The organism is Streptomyces prunicolor NBRC 13075, from assembly GCF_000367365.1.
Lineage (GTDB): Bacteria > Actinomycetota > Actinomycetes > Streptomycetales > Streptomycetaceae > Streptomyces > Streptomyces prunicolor.
In genome coordinates this window covers 1-16,889 of record NZ_BARF01000010.1, presented here as the reverse complement: position 1 = coordinate 16,889, position 16,889 = coordinate 1, and the positions used below count along the sequence as shown (strand labels likewise).

Sequence of the window (16,889 nt, the reverse complement as noted above, 5' to 3'; positions counted from 1 at the left end):
ACCAAGAGACAACGAGAGGGACCGACCGTGCACGCCAATCTCATCGCGCAGGCCAACGCATGGCTCGCCGAGGACCCCGACGCGGAGACGCGCGACGAGCTCGCCAAGCTCATCGACGCCGGGGACGTCACGGAACTAGCGGAGCGCTTCCGCGGCACCCTCCAGTTCGGCACCGCCGGCCTCCGCGGCGAACTCGGCGCCGGGCCCATGCGGATGAACCGCGCGGTCGTCATCCGCGCCGCCGCCGGACTCGCCGCGTACCTCAAGAAGAACGGCCACACCGACGGAACCGGAACCGTCGTCATCGGCTACGACGCCCGCCACAAGTCCGCCGACTTCGCCCGCGACACCGCCGCCGTGATGGTCGGCGCGGGACTCAAGGCCGCCGTACTGCCCCGCCCCCTCCCCACCCCCGTACTCGCCTTCGCCATACGGCACTTGGGCGCGATCGCCGGTGTCGAAGTCACCGCCAGCCACAACCCGCCCCGGGACAACGGTTACAAGGTCTACCTCGGCGACGGCTCCCAGATCGTGCCCCCGGCCGACGCGGAGATCGCCGCCGAGATCGACGCGGTCAACTCCCTGCATGACGTGCCCCGGCCGACGGAAGGGTGGGAAACCCTCGACGAGGGCGTCCTCGACGCCTACCTCGCCCGCACCGACGCCGTCCTCGCCCCGAACTCCCCCCGTACCGCCCGCACCGTCTACACGGCGATGCACGGCGTCGGCAAGGACGTGCTGCTGGCCGCGTTCGCCCGGGCCGGCTTCCCCGCGCCCGTGCTCGTCGCCGAACAGGCCGAGCCCGACCCGGACTTCCCGACCGTCGCCTTCCCCAACCCGGAGGAGCCCGGCGCGATGGACCTCGCCTTCGCGCAGGCCCGCGCCACGGACCCCGACCTGATCATCGCCAACGACCCGGACGCAGACCGCTGCGCGGCGGCCGTCAAGGGCCGCACCCAGGGCGGCAGTTGGCGCATGCTGCGCGGCGACGAGGTCGGTTCGCTCCTCGCCGCACACCTCGTACGACGCGGCGCCCGGGGCACCTTCGCCGAGTCGATCGTCTCCTCGTCCCTCCTCGGCCGTATCGCCGAGAAGGCGGGCCTCCCCTACGAGGAGACCCTCACCGGCTTCAAGTGGATCGCCCGCGTGGAAGGCCTTCGCTACGGCTACGAGGAAGCCCTCGGCTACTGCGTGGACCCGGACGGCGTGCGCGACAAGGACGGCATCACGGCCGCCCTCCTCATCACCGAACTGGCTTCGGAGTTGAAGGCCGAGGGGCGCGATCTGCTCGACCTCCTCGACGATCTCGCCGTGGAGCACGGTCTGCACGCCACCGACCAACTCTCCTTCCGTGTCGAGGACTTGAGTGTCATCGCGGACGCCATGCGACGGTTGCGCGAGCAGCCGCCGACCGCGCTCGCCGGGCTGGCCGTCACCAACGCCGAGGACCTGACCGAGGGGACTGCGAAGCTCCCGCCCACGGACGGCCTGCGCTACACGCTCGACGGTGCCCGGGTCATCGTCCGGCCCAGCGGCACCGAGCCCAAACTGAAGTGCTACCTGGAGGTCGTGGTCCCCGTCGCCGCGCACGCCGACCTCCCGGCGGCCCGCGCGCAGGCCGCCGAGACCCTCGCGACGATCAAGCGCGACCTGTCGGCGGCGGCCGGTATCTGAGCGACGCCCTGGGGGGTGCCCGCGTCCGTCCGGGGCACCCGGCGCTCGTCCGGGGCACCCGTCCTCGTCCCGTGTACCCCGTGCTCGTCCCGTCCTGCGGTCAGGACAGCCAGCGCGTGACGAGCAACGCGGTCCAGGCCAGCCCGAGAAGCACGGCGACGGGCCACAACTGGCGTCCCCGCTCGCCCACTTCGCTCTCGCCCGTGGGACGCAGCGCGGGGTCGGAGATCATCGCGGAGAGTTCGGCGGCGAGCGCGTCGTAGGGGTGGATCAGTCCGCGCCGGCGTTGCCACCAGGCCCAACGGGGCGCGGCCACCGCCCAGTTGTCGCCGTCGCGCACCCGCAGCTGGAGTTCGAAGGATTCCCGGCGGGCCGCGCGGAGCTCGTCCCAGGGGATGTGGCGCGGGGCGCGCAGCCGGTTCAGCCAGATGCCGGTGCGGTCGGCGGTGATGCGCCAGCGCAGTTTCACGGGGACGCGGACGGCGCACATCAGGCCGAAGAGGAGAAGCAGACCTCGGAACCAGAGGCTGTCGTCGATCCCCAGCAGGAAGTACCCCAAACACCACTGCACGGTCAGGAAGCTCGCCAGCCAGTCCACCGGCCCCGCCCGCCAGCGCCGTACCGGCACCACGACGGTCCCCGCCCGCACGGTCGCGGCCAGTTCCCCGTCGCGCGCCTTGTCCCGGGCCGCCCGGACCGCCGCCCGCTCCTCCCGGGCGATCCGCCGCCGCGCGGCACCCGCCGCCAACGGCCGTACGGGCCCGGTCGACCACTCCGTCACCGGCGGCTCACCTGGCTCCTTCGCCGCGCTGAGCAGCAGGATCTCGGCGCCGTCGCAGGGGATGCCGTACAGGACGGCCTCGCGCAGGGGGGCGCGAGCGCCGGTCTTCGCAGGCGCGTCGAGGAGTTCCTCCAGCTCCTCCTCGTCGCCCTTGTCGCCCTTGTCGTCCTTGTCTTCCTCCCCGTTCTCGTCGTCGCGTACCGCCCTTGTCGCGACCGTGAACAGCGGCCGTAGCGCCTCCGTGTCGTCCGTCGCGTAGACCACGGCGTCCTCGTGGTCGTCCTTGCCGACGAGGACGCGCAGGACGGGCGCGGGTGTCGCGCGCAGCGTGAGCGCGCGGCGTCGGCCGAGGGTTCCGGAGAGGAGCAGGGTGAGTGCCAGGCCGACGATGAACAGGCCCTCGGCGAGGGCCACTTGGCGGTCGCTCGTCCATCGCCACAGATCGGCGGTGGCGATGAGTACGACACCGGGTACGCCCACACCGGCCCCGAACTTGAGGAGGAGCCCGCCCCGCCGCACCCGCCCGTCCGCGTCCGGCGGTACGGCCGTGACCCCGCCGACCGCCGCCAGGGCGCTCCGCCGCTGGCGGGCACGCGCGCGTGCCCGTAGTTCGGTGGCCGTCACGGAGGCCAGGACCAGCAGGGTGGCGCACACCAGGGCCGGCCAGGACAGTTCGGTGGCCCGTATCGCGACCAGTGCGATCAGGACGGGCGCGGAGAACCGTACGACCTCGGGACGCCACAGCGACCACATGGCCTGGAGCGGCAGCAACGCGGCCAGTTCCGGGGGCAGGTCCGTGGTCGTCAGCAGGGCGAAGGCGACCAGCACGGCGCACCAGAGGGCCAGTTCGAAGGACCATCGCCGGGGCCGGACCGGCACCCACCACGGCACCGCCGCGTCGGCCCACACGCGCGCGTGCTCCCCGTTCCAGGGCACGCACCCCTCGGGTATCGCGGAGGGGGGCAGCAGCGACGGCTCCTGGACGTTCGTGGTCATGACATCCCAGAGAAAGAGGAGAGAAGGGTGCGCGGGGAGCGTGGGCGGTGCCCGTCCGGTCTGCCCATCCGGTCAGCCCGCTCGGTCAGCCCGTCGCCAGCAGGATCGCCAGCAGTACGGCCCCGGCGACCACCGGCGCGATCACCTCGTACGCCCAGCGCACGGTGATCTCGCCCTGCGCCGACTCCGTCTGCCCCTGGTCCTCCAGCAGCTCGCGCAGATCGGCCATGACCTGGTCGGACTCCGCGCGCGTGGACCCGCCCTGCACGGCCCCGCCGCCGAGGCCGAAGCCCGCGGACCTGCCGAAGGCGCCGGACCTGCCGCCCCCCGCGTTCCCCGTCTCCGCCGTGGCCCGTGCCTCGCGCCGCGCCGCCTTCTTGCGGGCACGCAGCGAGACCGGGATCGCCCACAGCTGGAACTTGGCGCCCGCCGTCGTGAGGACCTCGTTCGAGTAGCCGGATCGCAGTGCGGCGATCTCGCCCCACGGCAGTACGACGATCCGGAACGGGTTGCGGATCCGCAGCCGGTCCGGGTTGGCGTACACCGCCGGGCGGAGCGTGAACGCGACGATCAGCGGTACGACGAGGATCATGCCCGCCAGTGCGAGCCACGGCGTGCGGCCGTGGCCGGTCACGAGGGCGTCGATGCCGAGCCAGCCGACGATGGCCAGCAGCAGGACGCCGCCGACGATGCCCGCGGGTGAGCGGTGGGTCCGGTCTTGGGGGTCGGCGTCGGTGTGCGGGGTCGTCATGGTGCGATTGTGCCTCAGGGGTCCGCCTAGTCGCCGTTGGGGTTGTGTGCGTTTGCGGCCTCAGGTGCATCGTGGTTGCTCGCGCCCACGCGGCGGAGCCGCACATAGATACAGCCCCGCGCCCCTTCAGGCGCGATATCTCACCCGGGCTGTACAGCCGCTACGCGCGTAGATATGCTCGTCTGGTGACCATGCCCACCACTGCACCTGCTGCTGCACACTCACTCGGCGAGGTGACGGCGTCGGACAGTACGCTGCGCCGTTTCCTTCACGGGCTGCCCGGCGTCGACGCGGTCGGCCTGGAGGCGCGTGCCGCCTCGCTGGGGACCCGTTCCATCAAGACCACCGCGAAGGCGTACGCCATCGACCTCGCCATCTCGATGGTCGACCTGACGACGCTGGAAGGCGCGGACACCGCGGGGAAGGTCCGGGCGCTCGGCGCCAAGGCCGTCCGCCCCGACCCGACCGATCGCACGAGCCCCTCGACCGCGGCCGTCTGTGTCTATCCGGACATGGTGGCCACCGCGAAGGAGGCCGTCGCCGGTTCCTCCGTGAAGGTCGCCTCCGTCGCCACCGCGTTCCCGGCCGGCCGTGCCGCGCTCGCCGTGAAGCTGGCCGACGTGCGCGACGCGGTCGCCGCGGGCGCCGACGAGATCGACATGGTCATCGACCGCGGGGCGTTCCTCGCGGGCAACTACATGAAGGTGTACGACGAGATCGTCGCCGTGAAGGAGGCGTCCGGGGCGGCCCGCCTCAAGGTCATCTTCGAGACCGGCGAACTCTCGACGTACGACAACATCCGCCGCGCGAGCTGGCTCGGCATGCTGGCCGGCGCGGACTTCATCAAGACGTCGACGGGCAAGGTCGCCGTCAACGCGACCCCCGCGAACACCCTGTTGATGCTGGAGGCGGTGCGCGACTTCCGCGCCCAGACCGGCATCCAGGTGGGCGTGAAGCCCGCGGGCGGTATCCGCACCTCCAAGGACGCGATCAAGTTCCTGGTCATCGTCAACGAGACGGCGGGCGAGGACTGGCTGGACAACCACTGGTTCCGCTTCGGCGCGTCCTCGCTCCTGAACGACCTGCTGATGCAGCGTCAGAAGCTGGCCACCGGCCGCTACTCCGGCCCCGACTACGTGACGGTGGACTGATCCACATGGCATCCACATCTGCATCCGCTTCCGTTTTTGAGTACGCACCGGCGCCCGAGTCCCGCTCGGTCGTCGACATCGCGCCCTCCTACGGCCTGTTCATCGACGGCGAGTTCACGGAAGCGGCGGACGGCAAGGTCTTCAAGACCGTCTCTCCCTCCACCGAAGAGGTCCTCTCCGAGATCGCCCAGGCGGGCGAGGCGGACGTCGACCGCGCGGTGAAGGCCGCCCGCAGGGCCTTCGAGAAGTGGTCGGCGCTGCCCGGCTCCGAGCGCGCGAAGTACCTGTTCCGCATCGCCCGGATCATCCAGGAGCGCAGCCGCGAACTGGCCGTCCTGGAAACCCTGGACAACGGCAAGCCCATCAAGGAGACGAGGGACGCCGACCTCCCCTTGGTCGCCGCGCACTTCTTCTACTACGCGGGCTGGGCCGACAAGTTGGACCACGCCGGCTTCGGCGCGAACCCCCAGCCGCTCGGTGTCGCGGGCCAGGTCATCCCCTGGAACTTCCCGCTCCTGATGCTGGCGTGGAAGATCGCCCCGGCACTGGCCACCGGCAACACGGTCGTGCTGAAGCCCGCCGAGACGACCCCCCTCTCCGCCCTCTTCTTCGCGGACATCTGCCGCCAGGCGGGCCTCCCCAAGGGTGTCGTCAACATCCTTCCGGGATACGGCGATTCGGGCGCCGCGCTGGTCGCGCACCCGGACGTCAACAAGGTCGCCTTCACCGGTTCCACGGCGGTCGGCAAGGCGATCGCACGCCAGGTGGCCGGCACGACCAAGAAGGTCACCCTCGAACTCGGCGGCAAGGGCGCGAACATCGTCTTCGACGACGCCCCCATCGACCAGGCCGTGGAGGGGATCGTCACCGGCATCTTCTTCAACCAGGGCCAGGTCTGCTGCGCGGGCAGCCGCCTGCTCGTCCAAGAGTCCATCCAGGACGAGCTGTTGGACTCCCTGAAGCGGCGCCTCTCCACCCTCCGCCTCGGCGACCCGCTCGACAAGAACACGGACATCGGCGCGATCAACTCGGCCGAGCAGCTCTCCCGTATCACCACACTCGTCGAACAGGGCGAGGCGGAGGGCGCCGAACGCTGGTCGCCGTCCTGTGAACTCCCGTCCTCCGGCTACTGGTTCGCCCCGACGCTCTTCACGAACGTCACCCAGGCGCACACCATCGCCCGCGACGAGATCTTCGGCCCGGTGCTGTCCGTGCTGACCTTCCGTACGCCCGAGGAGGCGGTCGCGAAGGCCAACAACAGCCAGTACGGCCTCTCCGCCGGCATCTGGACCGAGAAGGGCTCCCGCATCCTCGCGGTCGCGAGCAAGCTGCGCGCGGGCGTCATCTGGTCCAACACGTTCAACAAGTTCGACCCGACCTCGCCGTTCGGCGGCTACAAGGAGTCGGGCTACGGCCGCGAGGGCGGTCGCCACGGCCTGGAGGCGTACCTCGATGTCTGACGCACGACTGTCCGTCTTCAAGACCTACAAGCTGTACGTCGGCGGGAAGTTCCCGCGTTCCGAGAGCGGCCGGGTGTACGAAGTGACGGACCCCAAGGGCAAGTGGCTGGCGAACGCACCCCAGTCCTCCCGCAAGGACGCCCGCGACGCGGTCGTAGCGGCGCGCAAGGCGTTCGGCGGCTGGTCCGGCGCCACGGCCTACAACCGCGGCCAGATCCTCTACCGCATCGCCGAGATGCTGGAGGGCCGCAAGGACCAGTTCGCGCGTGAAGTCGCGGACGCGGAAGGCCTGTCGAAGTCCAAGGCGGCCGCAGTCGTCGACGCGGCGATCGACCGCTGGGTCTGGTACGCGGGCTGGACCGACAAGATCGCACAGGTGGTTGGCGGCGCGAACCCGGTGGCGGGCCCGTACTTCAACCTCTCCTCCCCCGAACCGACGGGAGTAGTCACCGTCCTGGCGCCCCAGGAGTCCTCCTTCCTGGGCCTGATCTCGGTCATCGCCCCGGTGATCGCGACCGGCAACACGGTCATCGTCATCGCGAGCGAGAACTCCCCGCTCCCCGCACTGTCGTTGGGCGAGGTCCTGGCCACCTCCGACCTCCCCGGCGGAGTCGTCAACGTCCTCTCCGGCAGGACGGCGGAGATCGCGGCCCCCCTCGCCGCCCACCAGGACGTCAACGCGATCGACTTGGCAGGCGCGGACGACGCACTCGCGAAGGAACTGGAGATCGCAGCAGCCGACAACCTCAAGCGAGTCCTCCGTCCACAGCCTGTGGATTACGCGGAGACTCCCGGCATCGACCGCCTGACAGCCTTCCTGGAAACAAAGACGGTCTGGCACCCCACGGGTTCGCTAGGAGCGAGCGGCTCCTCGTACTGAGCGGCCGAAGGCACGCTCTTCAGGGGCGCGGGGAACTGCGCGACCAGCCACAACGGGCCGTCACCCGGCAACGAAACCGCAGCTCCCCACCCCTCCCCCGCAATCCCTCAACCCCCCAACAACCCCGTCACCTGCCCAACCACCGGCATGCTCCCGATCGACTGAGCCTCAGCCACCGGCCCCGTCAACGCCTGCGAGGCCAACGGCTGAAAGTCCGCGAGCTGAGTGGCAACTCCGTTGTCGAGCGGGTCAACACCCGTACCGGCAAGGGGGTTGGGCTTGAGCCCGGCAACAGGCCCGGTGACATACCCGACCGTCCCGGTAAGCGCGCCCAGCCCCGCCGCGGGGTCGATCTTGCCCAGAGACGTGGGCCGCGTCCGCATCACGTCTACGACCGGCGCGGTGTCCGCGGCGGCCGACGCCGCCCCCGCACCGAGGGCGACTCCCGCGGTCGCGAGGGCGACGAGGGCCCGCTGGGCGGTCGGATGCTGGGGGGACGTGTGTCGTGCCATTGCTGGTGCCACCTTCTGGTGCGCAGGGTAATCAGGTCAGCACGAAGGGTAGTTGACGTGTGATGCGCGTTCCACTGCCGACCCGCGGGGTCGGCAGGACGTACGGAATGCGTCAAACTGGTGTCCCGTGAGCATCCTTTCCCCGTCACCGGCCCGTGTCGTGCTGCTGTGCGGCCCCTCGGGTTCCGGCAAGTCCCTCGTCTCCGCCCGGTCCGGCCTCCCCGTGCTGCGGCTCGACGACTTCTACAAAGAGGGCGACGACCCGACGCTGCCGCAGGTGGCGGGGAGTTCGGACATCGACTGGGACCACCCCGACTCCTGGGACGCGGACGTCGCGGTCGCCGCGATCGTCGAGCTGTGCCGCACGGGCCGTACGGACGTGCCGGTCTACGACATCTCGCTCAGCGCCCGCACGGGCACGGAGGCGGTCGATGTGGGCCGGACCCCGTTGTTCATAGCGGAGGGCATCTTCGCCGCCGAGGTCATCACCCGGTGCCAGGAGCTGGGTGTCCTCGCGGACGCGCTGTGCCTGAGCCGGGGTCCGATGCGCACCTTCCGGCGCCGCTTCCTGCGGGATCTCCGGGAGGGCCGTAAGTCCGTGCCGTTCCTGTTGCGGCGCGGCTGGCGGCTGATGCGTCTCGAGCGCTCGATCGTGGCCCGGCAGACCGGACTCGGCGCGTACGCCTGCGACAAGGACGAGGCGCTGGGGCGGCTGGCCGCGGCGGCGGTGGGCCGGCGCCCGGCACGAATCAGTCCGGCGTCTTCTCCGTCATAGGACCGCAACCATCAATTGAGGCACCACGACGGCGAGCAACCAGGTCGGCGAGAGCGGCGCCGGTTCAGGCGCAAAAAGCGGGACTGGACGGACCCCCCGGCCCTCCAGTCCCGCTCTCCCCGTTCCCCCGTGGTACTTCCCCCGTGCTTTCCCCCCATGGTCCCCGTGACCCCGTCGGCACCCCCCGGTACCGATCCCCCGTGGTCCCCCCGGACCTCCCCCGTTACCTATTCCCCCCCGACCTTCAGGCGACAAGCTCCCCGAAGGCGTCCTCCTCGTCACGGCCGAAGCTGAGGACCTCGTCCTCGCGCATGCGGCGGAGCGACCGCCAGATGCTGGACTTCACCGTGCCGACACTGATGTCGAGGATCTCCGCGATCTCCGGGTCCGTGCGGCCCTCGTAGTAGCGGAGGACCAGCATGGTGCGCTGGAGTTCCGGCAGCCGGGACAGCGCCTGCCACAGGACCGCGCGCAGTTCTGTGCCGCGCATCGCGTCCGTGTCGCCGGGCGTCTCCGGCAGCTCCTCGGTCGGGTACTCGTTCAGCTTGCGGCGGCGCCACGCGCTGATGTGCAGGTTCGTCATGGTGCGGCGGAGGTAGCCCCCGACCGCGGCCTTGTCGCTGATCCGGTCCCACGCCTTGTACGTCGAGAACAGCGCGCTCTGCAGCAGGTCCTCGGCCTCGAAGCGGTCGCCGGTCAGGTGGTAGGCGGTTGCGTACAGGGAGGCGCGGCGCTCCTGGACGTAGGCGGTGAACTCCGCCTCCGACAGCGAGCGACGCTCCCCCGTGTCCTCCCTGTACGCGCTTCCCCCGTGCGCTTCCCCCGTGTGCGCGTCAACCACCGTCATGAACCCGGTGTGCTGACGCCCGGCACCGCGAACGCACCCCCGCCCGCTCACGGCACCGGACTTCTCGGAACCCCGGGTGACGTCGTGCAGACGCGTGATGACTGCGTTGTTGCTGGTGCTGTGCAGCGTGTTCATCTCGCGCCCCCCGTAGTGGACTTGCCCGGTGTTCGGATGTTCCGGCGTGGTTCCTTGCCTGTGCCGAAAATCCTGCCGGGGTCACTTCATGGGCTTGTCCGCCGACTGTCACAGACCTGTCACAGGGGTCGGTCTCTGCAGCTGCCCTCAGAAAACGGACAGTCCGGTCACAGAAAAGGGCGCTACGGGGGCGCACACATACCTACAAGGGCTACGTACACGTACAGGTGTCGAAACCCCACCCCCACATGGGCCAGAATGAGGCCCGTGCCTTCCCTGTTGCTGATCGAGGACGACGACGCCATCCGGACGGCCCTGGAGCTCTCGCTGACGCGCCAGGGACACCGGGTAGCCACCGCTGCCAGCGGCGAGGACGGTCTGAAGCTGTTGCGTGAGCAGCGGCCGGACCTGATCGTGCTGGATGTGATGCTGCCCGGCATCGACGGTTTCGAGGTGTGCCGTCGTATCCGGCGCACGGACCAGCTGCCGATCATTCTGCTCACAGCGCGCTCCGACGACATCGACATCGTCGTCGGATTGGAGTCCGGTGCCGACGACTACGTGGTCAAACCCGTGCAGGGGCGCGTCCTGGACGCCCGCATCCGGGCCGTGCTGCGGCGCGGCGAGCGGGAGGCCAACGACGCGGCGTCGTTCGGTTCGCTCGTCATCGACCGGGCCGCGATGACCGTCACGAAGAACGGCGAGGACCTCCAACTCACGCCCACCGAGCTGCGGTTGCTGCTCGAACTGAGCCGGCGGCCCGGACAGGCCCTGTCCCGGCAGCAGTTGCTGCGCCTGGTGTGGGAGCACGACTACCTCGGCGACTCGCGCCTGGTGGACGCCTGTGTCCAGCGGCTGCGCGCCAAGGTCGAGGACATCCCCTCGTCCCCGACCCTCATCCGTACCGTGCGCGGCGTCGGCTACCGCCTGGACTCGCCTCAGTGACCGACGCACCAGGGGGGATCCGCGGCTGGCGCCCGGGTCGTAAGGGAGTTCTGTGGCGGCTGCGGTTCACCAGCCTGCGCCTCAGGCTGGTCGTGGTCTTCGGCCTGGTCGCGCTGACCGCCGCCGTGTCCGCGTCCGGCATCGCCTACTGGCTCAACCGCGAGGCCGTCCTCACCCGCGCCCAGGACGCCGTACTGCGCGACTTCCGGCAGGAGATGCAGAACCGCGCGGGCGCCCTGCCCGCGCACCCCACGCAGGACGAACTGATGCGCACCGCGGGCCAGATGGCCAACAGCAGCCAGCGCTTCAGCGTCCTGCTCGTCGGCGAGGACACGAACGACAAGGCGGTCTACGGCAACTCGGGCGGCCTGAACGGCTTTTCGCTGGAGGACGTGCCCAAGTCGCTGCGTACGGCGGTGAACAAGCAGCAGTCGGTGACCGACGGCAACAAGGAGCCGTACCACCTGTACTGGCAGCGGGTCACCGAGCACGGCACGCCGTATCTGGTGGCCGGGACGCGGATGATCGGCGGCGGGCCGACCGGCTACATGCTCAAGTCCCTTGAGCCGGAGGCGAAGGACCTCAACTCCCTCGCCTGGTCGCTGGGTATCGCCACCGGGCTGGCGCTGATCGGTTCCGCGCTGCTCGCGCAGGCCGCCGCGACGACCGTCCTCAAGCCCGTGCACCGGCTCGGCATCGCCGCGCGCCGGCTCGGCGAGGGCAAGCTCGACACCCGGCTGCGGGTCTCCGGTACGGATGAACTCGCCGAGCTGGCACGGACGTTCAACCAGACCGCCGAGGCGCTGGAGAAGCGGGTCGCCGACATGGCCGCCCGCGACGACGCCTCGCGCCGGTTCGTCGCCGACATGTCGCACGAGCTGCGCACCCCATTGACCGCGATCACGGCGGTGGTCGAGGTGCTGGAGGAGGAACTCGACGCCGAGACCGGCAGCGTGGACCCGATGATCGAGCCCGCCGTACGGCTCGTCGTCAGCGAGACCAAGCGGCTCGGCGACCTCGTCGAGAACCTGATGGAGGTCACCCGCTTCGACGCGGGCACCGCCCGGCTCGTCCTCGACGACGTCGACCTCGCCGACCAGATCACCGCGTGCATCGACGCCCGCGCCTGGCTGGACGCGGTCGACCTGGACGCCGAGCGGGGCATCCACTCCCGGCTCGACCCGCGCCGCCTCGACGTCATCCTCGCCAACCTCATCGGCAACGCCCTCAAGCACGGCGGCTCGCCGGTCCGGGTGTCGGTGCGGCTGGAGGACGACGAACTCGTCATCGCCGTACGGGATCACGGCCCGGGCATCCCCGAGGACGTCCTGCCGCACGTCTTCGACCGCTTCTACAAGGCGAGCGCCTCCCGGCCGCGCTCCGAGGGCAGCGGCCTGGGTCTCTCCATCGCCCTGGAGAACGCCCGATTCCACGGCGGCGGGATCACCGCCGCCAACTCCCCCGAGGGCGGCGCCGTGTTCACCCTGCGGCTGCCGCGGGACGCCTCCGCGCTCACGGAGGAGCCCGGCGCCGAGAACGGCGAGAAGAGCGAGGGCGCCGGCCCCGAGGAGACTGCGTCATGAACGTACGACGCCGCTACGGCACCGCACTGGCCCTTCCGTTCCTCGGCCTGCTGCTCGCCGGGTGCGGGATCCGGGCCACCGAGGTGCCGACCGACTTCGGGGCCGCGCCGTCCCGGGTGCCGTGCACACTCACCGAGCCGGACGTGTCGCCGCAGGCCGCGCGCGGGGTGCCCGTGCAGGTGTTCCTGCTGTGCGGGTCGTCGCTGGTGACCGTCGACCGGGCCGTACAGGTGCCGGACGGCACGGCGGACGCGCAGCGGCGGGTGATCGTGGCGCAGGGGCTGCTGGACCAGCTCGCCCAGGCGCCGTCCTCGGGCGAGCGGGACGCCGGTTACACGACCGACGTGCGCGGCGGCATGACGGTGAGCGGGCCGGGCGTCAAGGATCCCAAGGACGCGCTGCGGCTGAGCAATTCACCGGCCGACCTCACGTCGTACGCGCTCGCCCAGCTCGTCTGTACGTTCTCCGACTCGGCCGCGGCCGAGGGCGACGGCTCCGTGATCCTCGGCGGCCCGGACGCCGCGCCCCTGCGCCGCTACGAGTGCACGGACGACGTCCGCACCGACCCCGGCACCAAGGCACCGCCGTCCAGCGAGGTGACCGGCGGCTGAAGCCGCATGCGCCCCGGAGGTGAACGGGGCGCGAAAAGGGGCGTGTGGCGCAGGCCTCACCCTGGTGCTTGGCACCTACCCGGAACCGATCGTGCCGGAGAGGGCGTCTTGTGGTGCGTGCAGCGTGAAGGCTCCATCGGCGGCAGCGCCGCGATTCGCATCCGTGTGACAGGAGGTGTCCTCCTCGTCGCACATCTCGTGCTCGTCGCCTGGGTCACACTGCGCCCCCGGGACGTCCCCTGGATGATGCCCCCGAATCTGCACCCACTGGCCAGCATCCGGGCGGATCTGGCCATGGGCTGGCCGGAGGCGTCGAAGCGGATCGGTGAGGGCCTCGCGCTGCTGGCCCCGCTGGGTGTCCTGCTCCCGACGGTCAGCGGCAGACTCCATGTCTCCCCGCTCGCGTCCTTCGTCCGTACGGTCGCTGCGGGCGCCCTGATCTCCCTGGGCATCGAACTGCTGCAGACCGGGGTGCCGGGCCAGGTCGTCGACATCGACTCGCTGCTCATGAACACGGTCGGTGTGGCCCTCGCGCACGCCGCGATCGTCCCGGCCGCCCGCGCCTGGCTCCGTCGCCGGGTGGAGAGTCCCCTCCCCGCGACCGTCCTCCAGGAGGAAGCGTCTCAGGGGCGGACCCCGACGATTCCCAGGGTCGGCATCGCACCGTAGAGCGACGCGGGGTGCGCTGCGCGTCCGTAACGTTGACGGCAGATGGGCAACCAACCCGCCCACCGCAACGAACGCCCAGGGCCCACCAAGGGCCAGTGTCCCCACGCGTCGGCCGGGAGAGAGCCGTAGGGGGCGCGCCGGTGTCGAGAGTGCGAACGCGCGGAGGCGCGAAGCGTCGAGCACGATCGTGCTCTCGACACCGGCCGAGGCGCCCCCGTAGGCGAACGACCCAACAAAAGGAGCGCCACCATGGCCGCCATTGCCCGCCCCACCCAAGGCCGCATGATCGGCGGAGTGTGCGCAGCGCTGGCGCGGCGCTTCGGTACCTCCGCGACCACGATGCGGGTGATCTTCCTGCTCTCGTGTCTGCTGCCCGGTCCGCAGTTCCTGCTCTACATCGCGCTGTGGATCCTGTTCCCGTCCGAGGACAAGGTGCGCACCGAGGCCTGGTGAGGCTCCGGCCCCCGTGCCCCGATCCGCGCGTACGCCGATGGGGCGCACCCTCTCGTCCGGGGGTGCGCCCCATCGGCGCGTTCAGGGGGCGGGGCTCAGCCCAGCGGGACGCCGTTCAGCGGCAGGCCGTGCGTGGGCAGGCCCGTGTTCGACAGCGGGAGGCCGCCCAGCAGCCCGGCGACGGGCGCGGTCGGGCCGTCGGAGAGGACCTTCTCGGCGGCCGGCTGCACAGCGGACAGACCACCGGCGAGGGCGGGCTGCGCCTGGCTCAGCGCCTGGCCGGCACCCGGCAGCGCCTTGGCGACGTTCTCGGCGGGCAGCGTGTGGGTCACGGCACCCAGCGCCTGGGTGGCGTCCGGCACCGCCGGAGCCGCGCTCGCGGCACCCGCGCCTACGGCGGCGAAGGCAGCACCGAGGGCGGCGACACCGAGGGTCTTGGCAGCAGACTGCTTCATGGTGAATGCGTCCTTGAATGGGAAGACGGGGAATGTGAGCGGTCCAAGACCGTAAACACGCGGAGGCACCCGCCGCAAACACCGAAATGCGGACGGATGGTGAACGCCCGCCCGCATTCCGGTCCTCCCCCTCAGCCCTGTTCAGCCCTCTTCTGCCACAGAACCGCTGGTGGAGGCGGTCTGCCGGAACAGCCATTCGGATTTCAGCTCGGCATATCCGGGCTTGATCACGTCATTGATCATGGCGAGTCGTTCATCGAAAGGAATGAATGCTGACTTCATAGCATTGACGGAGAACCACTGCATGTCGTCGAGCGAATAACCGAACGCCTCGACAAGGTGCTCGAATTCCTTGCTCATGCTGGTGTGCGACATGAGGCGATTATCGGTATTGACCGTGGCGCGGAAGTGCAGCCGACGCAGCAGCCCGATGGGGTGCTCGGCGTAGGAGTCGGCGGCGCCGGTCTGGAGGTTGGAGCTGGGGCACAGCTCCAGCGGGATGCGCTTGTCGCGCACGTACGACGCGAGGCGACCCAGCTCGACCGAACCGTCCTCCTTCACCTGGATGTCGTCGATGATGCGCACCCCGTGCCCGAGCCGGTCGGCGCCGCACCACTGAAGGGCCTGCCAGATCGACGGCAGCCCAAAAGCTTCACCGGCGTGGATCGTAAAATGATTGTTCTCGCGCTTCAGATACTCGAAGGCGTCCAGGTGCCGGGTGGGCGGGAACCCGGCCTCCGCGCCCGCGATGTCGAAGCCGACGACGCCCAAGTCGCGGTAGCGGTTGGCGAGTTCGGCGATCTCCAGGGAACGGGCCGCATGCCGCATGGCGGTGAGCAACGCCCCGACGCGGATCCGCCGTCCGCTCTCCCGCGCGAGCAACTCCCCTTGCCGGAAACCCTCGTTGACGGCCTCGACGACCTCTTCGAGGCTGAGCCCGCCGTCGAGGTGCTGCTCGGGCGCGTACCGCACCTCCGCGTAGACGACACCGTCCTCGGCGAGATCCTCGGCGCACTCGCGGGCCACGCGGATCAACGCGTCCCGGGTCTGCATCACGGCGACCGTGTGCGAGAAGGTCTCCAAGTACCGTTCCAGCGAACCGGAGTCGGCGGCCTCGGCGAACCACACGCCGAGCTTGTCCGGGTCGGTCTCGGGGAGTCCGGTGTACCCGGCGTCCCGCGCGAGTTCGACGATCGTCCCCGGGCGGAGACCGCCGTCGAGGTGGTCGTGCAGCAGAACCTTCGGCGCCCGGCGGATCTGGTCCGGCGTCGGGGTGTTCGGGGTGCTCTGGCTCGTCATTTCCGCACTCTAACTCCTACGCGCGTAGATCACCTGTTGTACGAATCCGTCGATACGTAACGGTGACCGCGCGGAAGGATGGCGTACACGCTCGCTTCTGACACTGTTCTGTCATGGCACAGCAAGCGACGCCGGTCAGGACGGCCCGGCTGGGGAGAGCGCTCGGTCCCGAACCGACCTCGGTGAGCGGCGTGGTGCTGCTGCTCCCCGGTGGCGAGGAGGTGTCCAGCCGCAGACCCTCCCCCATGTTGGCGACGGCCTCCGTACGGACGTTGGGGCGCCGACTGGCCCGCGCGGGCGCGGGTGACGGGCTCGCCGCGCATGTCGTCCACTACCGCGTACGCGGCTGGAACGGCAGCGAGGCACAGCTCGCGCACGACGCGGCCTGGGCGGTGGAGGAGGTCGTACGGCGGTACGGGGACGTGCCCGTGTGTCTCACCGGGATCGACATGGGCGCCCGCGCGGCGTTGCGCTCCGCGGGGCACGAGGCGGTGAACTCCGTTGTGGCGCTGGCTCCTTGGCTGCCCGAACAGGATGTCGCGGCGCCACCCGAACCGGTGAAGCAGCTCGCGGGGCGGCGGGTCCTGATCGTGCACGGCACGAACGACGAACGGACCGATCCCGAGCTGTCGTTCAGGTTGGCGGCCCGAGCGAAGAAGGCGAACCGGGACATCTGCCGGTTCGAAGTGCACTCGGATGGCCATGGGTTGCATCAGCATCGGCAGGAAGTGCACGCGCTGGCCGAGGACTTCGTGATGGGGGCGTTGTTCGGGCGGGCGTTTTCGCGGCCTGTTGAGGATGCGTTGATGGCTCCGCCGCCGTTGGGTTTGAGGATGCCGTTGGCTGCGGGGTTTGGGCGGTCGCTTCGTAGGGGTTGAGGTTTCGGTTCGGAGTGCGGGCCCGGTGGGGGCT

At 70.4% G+C, this 16,889-nt stretch carries 17 protein-coding genes; 11 read left to right on the top strand and 6 right to left on the bottom strand.

All coding sequences use genetic code 11. From position 1 onward, the window contains the following. Window positions 1-27 precede the first annotated feature (27 nt). The gene (locus SPR02S_RS04725) at window positions 28-1,674 is read left to right on the top strand and encodes a phospho-sugar mutase (protein ID WP_019055780.1); all 1,647 of its coding nucleotides are present in this window, start codon (window positions 28-30) and stop codon (window positions 1,672-1,674) included. A 100-nt stretch (window positions 1,675-1,774) separates the two neighbouring features. Here the strand turns inward: SPR02S_RS04725 and SPR02S_RS04720 are convergent, their stop codons facing one another. Both SPR02S_RS04720 and SPR02S_RS04715 read right to left on the bottom strand, forming a co-directional pair. Further along, a complete protein-coding gene (locus SPR02S_RS04720) occupies window positions 1,775-3,451 on the bottom strand; it encodes a hypothetical protein (protein WP_019055779.1) in 1,677 nt (558 codons plus the stop codon). 85 nt (window positions 3,452-3,536) lie between these two features. After that, window positions 3,537-4,202, bottom strand: coding sequence for a PH domain-containing protein (locus SPR02S_RS04715; protein ID WP_019055778.1), 666 nt, complete (start codon window positions 4,200-4,202; stop codon window positions 3,537-3,539). 191 nt (window positions 4,203-4,393) lie between these two features. Between SPR02S_RS04715 and deoC the strand changes: the two genes are divergently transcribed. From deoC to SPR02S_RS04700, 3 genes are read left to right on the top strand one after another with little or no spacing between them, the layout of a single operon-like run. Further along, entirely contained in the window at window positions 4,394-5,353 is a 960-nt protein-coding gene (deoC, locus tag SPR02S_RS04710) for a deoxyribose-phosphate aldolase (RefSeq protein ID WP_026150217.1), read from the top strand. Window positions 5,354-5,358: 5 nt separating this feature from the next. Next, window positions 5,359-6,813, top strand: coding sequence for an aldehyde dehydrogenase family protein (locus tag SPR02S_RS04705; RefSeq protein WP_019055776.1), 1,455 nt, complete (start codon window positions 5,359-5,361; stop codon window positions 6,811-6,813). Then, window positions 6,806-7,693, top strand: a complete 888-nt coding sequence (locus SPR02S_RS04700) for an aldehyde dehydrogenase family protein (RefSeq protein WP_019055775.1) — start codon at window positions 6,806-6,808, stop codon at window positions 7,691-7,693. The genes SPR02S_RS04705 and SPR02S_RS04700 overlap by 8 nt, the downstream gene beginning before the upstream one ends. Before the next feature lie 107 nt (window positions 7,694-7,800). Here the strand turns inward: SPR02S_RS04700 and SPR02S_RS04695 are convergent, their stop codons facing one another. After that, window positions 7,801-8,205, bottom strand: a complete 405-nt coding sequence (locus SPR02S_RS04695) for a hypothetical protein (protein WP_019055774.1) — start codon at window positions 8,203-8,205, stop codon at window positions 7,801-7,803. 127 nt (window positions 8,206-8,332) lie between these two features. On the opposite strand from SPR02S_RS04695, the gene SPR02S_RS04690 reads away from it, so the two are divergent. Next, entirely contained in the window at window positions 8,333-8,980 is a 648-nt protein-coding gene (locus tag SPR02S_RS04690; protein ID WP_019055773.1) for a uridine kinase family protein, read from the top strand. Window positions 8,981-9,224: 244 nt separating this feature from the next. On the opposite strand, the gene SPR02S_RS04685 is transcribed toward SPR02S_RS04690, so the two are convergent. Continuing rightward, window positions 9,225-9,962 carry a SigE family RNA polymerase sigma factor gene (locus SPR02S_RS04685; protein WP_019055772.1) on the bottom strand — a complete coding sequence of 246 codons (738 nt, stop codon included), beginning with the start codon at window positions 9,960-9,962 and terminating at the stop codon, window positions 9,225-9,227. Window positions 9,963-10,229: 267 nt separating this feature from the next. On the opposite strand from SPR02S_RS04685, the gene afsQ1 reads away from it, so the two are divergent. The 5 genes from afsQ1 to SPR02S_RS04660 all read left to right on the top strand — a co-directional run bounded on the left by afsQ1 (window position 10,230) and on the right by SPR02S_RS04660 (window position 14,223). Further along, window positions 10,230-10,907, top strand: coding sequence for a two-component system response regulator AfsQ1 (gene afsQ1 / locus SPR02S_RS04680; RefSeq protein WP_019055771.1), 678 nt, complete (start codon window positions 10,230-10,232; stop codon window positions 10,905-10,907). Then, window positions 10,904-12,490 carry an ATP-binding protein gene (locus tag SPR02S_RS04675; RefSeq protein ID WP_019055770.1) on the top strand — a complete coding sequence of 529 codons (1,587 nt, stop codon included), beginning with the start codon at window positions 10,904-10,906 and terminating at the stop codon, window positions 12,488-12,490. The genes afsQ1 and SPR02S_RS04675 overlap by 4 nt, the downstream gene beginning before the upstream one ends. Continuing rightward, window positions 12,487-13,101 carry a hypothetical protein gene (locus SPR02S_RS04670; RefSeq protein ID WP_019055769.1) on the top strand — a complete coding sequence of 205 codons (615 nt, stop codon included), beginning with the start codon at window positions 12,487-12,489 and terminating at the stop codon, window positions 13,099-13,101. The genes SPR02S_RS04675 and SPR02S_RS04670 overlap by 4 nt, the downstream gene beginning before the upstream one ends. Window positions 13,102-13,218: 117 nt before the next feature. Beyond that, window positions 13,219-13,770, top strand: coding sequence for a VanZ family protein (locus SPR02S_RS04665; protein WP_019055768.1), 552 nt, complete (start codon window positions 13,219-13,221; stop codon window positions 13,768-13,770). 249 nt (window positions 13,771-14,019) lie between these two features. Continuing rightward, on the top strand, window positions 14,020-14,223 hold the full coding sequence (locus SPR02S_RS04660) for a PspC domain-containing protein (RefSeq protein WP_019055767.1): 204 nt from the start codon (window positions 14,020-14,022) through the stop codon (window positions 14,221-14,223). A 95-nt stretch (window positions 14,224-14,318) separates the two neighbouring features. Here the strand turns inward: SPR02S_RS04660 and SPR02S_RS04655 are convergent, their stop codons facing one another. Together SPR02S_RS04655 and SPR02S_RS04650 are read right to left on the bottom strand one after the other, a co-directional pair. Next, on the bottom strand, window positions 14,319-14,678 hold the full coding sequence (locus SPR02S_RS04655; protein WP_019055766.1) for a hypothetical protein: 360 nt from the start codon (window positions 14,676-14,678) through the stop codon (window positions 14,319-14,321). Between the two features lie 141 nt (window positions 14,679-14,819). Further along, a complete protein-coding gene (locus SPR02S_RS04650; RefSeq protein WP_019055765.1) occupies window positions 14,820-15,977 on the bottom strand; it encodes an adenosine deaminase in 1,158 nt (385 codons plus the stop codon). 113 nt (window positions 15,978-16,090) lie between these two features. Between SPR02S_RS04650 and SPR02S_RS04645 the strand changes: the two genes are divergently transcribed. Continuing rightward, the gene (locus tag SPR02S_RS04645) at window positions 16,091-16,855 is read left to right on the top strand and encodes a prolyl oligopeptidase family serine peptidase (RefSeq protein ID WP_019055764.1); all 765 of its coding nucleotides are present in this window, start codon (window positions 16,091-16,093) and stop codon (window positions 16,853-16,855) included. The last annotated feature ends 34 nt before the right edge of the window (window positions 16,856-16,889 follow it).

Coding starts and splice junctions, on each gene's coding strand:
- SPR02S_RS04720 (WP_019055779.1), bottom strand. CDS start 3,451: ATGACCACGAACGTCCAGGAGCCGTCGCTGCTGCCCCCCTCCGCGATA.
- SPR02S_RS04715 (WP_019055778.1), bottom strand. CDS start 4,202: ATGACGACCCCGCACACCGACGCCGACCCCCAAGACCGGACCCACCGC.
- deoC (WP_026150217.1), top strand. CDS start 4,394: ATGCCCACCACTGCACCTGCTGCTGCACACTCACTCGGCGAGGTGACG.
- SPR02S_RS04705 (WP_019055776.1), top strand. CDS start 5,359: ATGGCATCCACATCTGCATCCGCTTCCGTTTTTGAGTACGCACCGGCG.
- SPR02S_RS04700 (WP_019055775.1), top strand. CDS start 6,806: ATGTCTGACGCACGACTGTCCGTCTTCAAGACCTACAAGCTGTACGTC.
- SPR02S_RS04695 (WP_019055774.1), bottom strand. CDS start 8,205: ATGGCACGACACACGTCCCCCCAGCATCCGACCGCCCAGCGGGCCCTC.
- SPR02S_RS04685 (WP_019055772.1), bottom strand. CDS start 9,962: ATGAACACGCTGCACAGCACCAGCAACAACGCAGTCATCACGCGTCTG.
- SPR02S_RS04670 (WP_019055769.1), top strand. CDS start 12,487: ATGAACGTACGACGCCGCTACGGCACCGCACTGGCCCTTCCGTTCCTC.
- SPR02S_RS04660 (WP_019055767.1), top strand. CDS start 14,020: ATGGCCGCCATTGCCCGCCCCACCCAAGGCCGCATGATCGGCGGAGTG.
- SPR02S_RS04655 (WP_019055766.1), bottom strand. CDS start 14,678: ATGAAGCAGTCTGCTGCCAAGACCCTCGGTGTCGCCGCCCTCGGTGCT.
- SPR02S_RS04650 (WP_019055765.1), bottom strand. CDS start 15,977: ATGACGAGCCAGAGCACCCCGAACACCCCGACGCCGGACCAGATCCGC.
- SPR02S_RS04645 (WP_019055764.1), top strand. CDS start 16,091: ATGGCACAGCAAGCGACGCCGGTCAGGACGGCCCGGCTGGGGAGAGCG.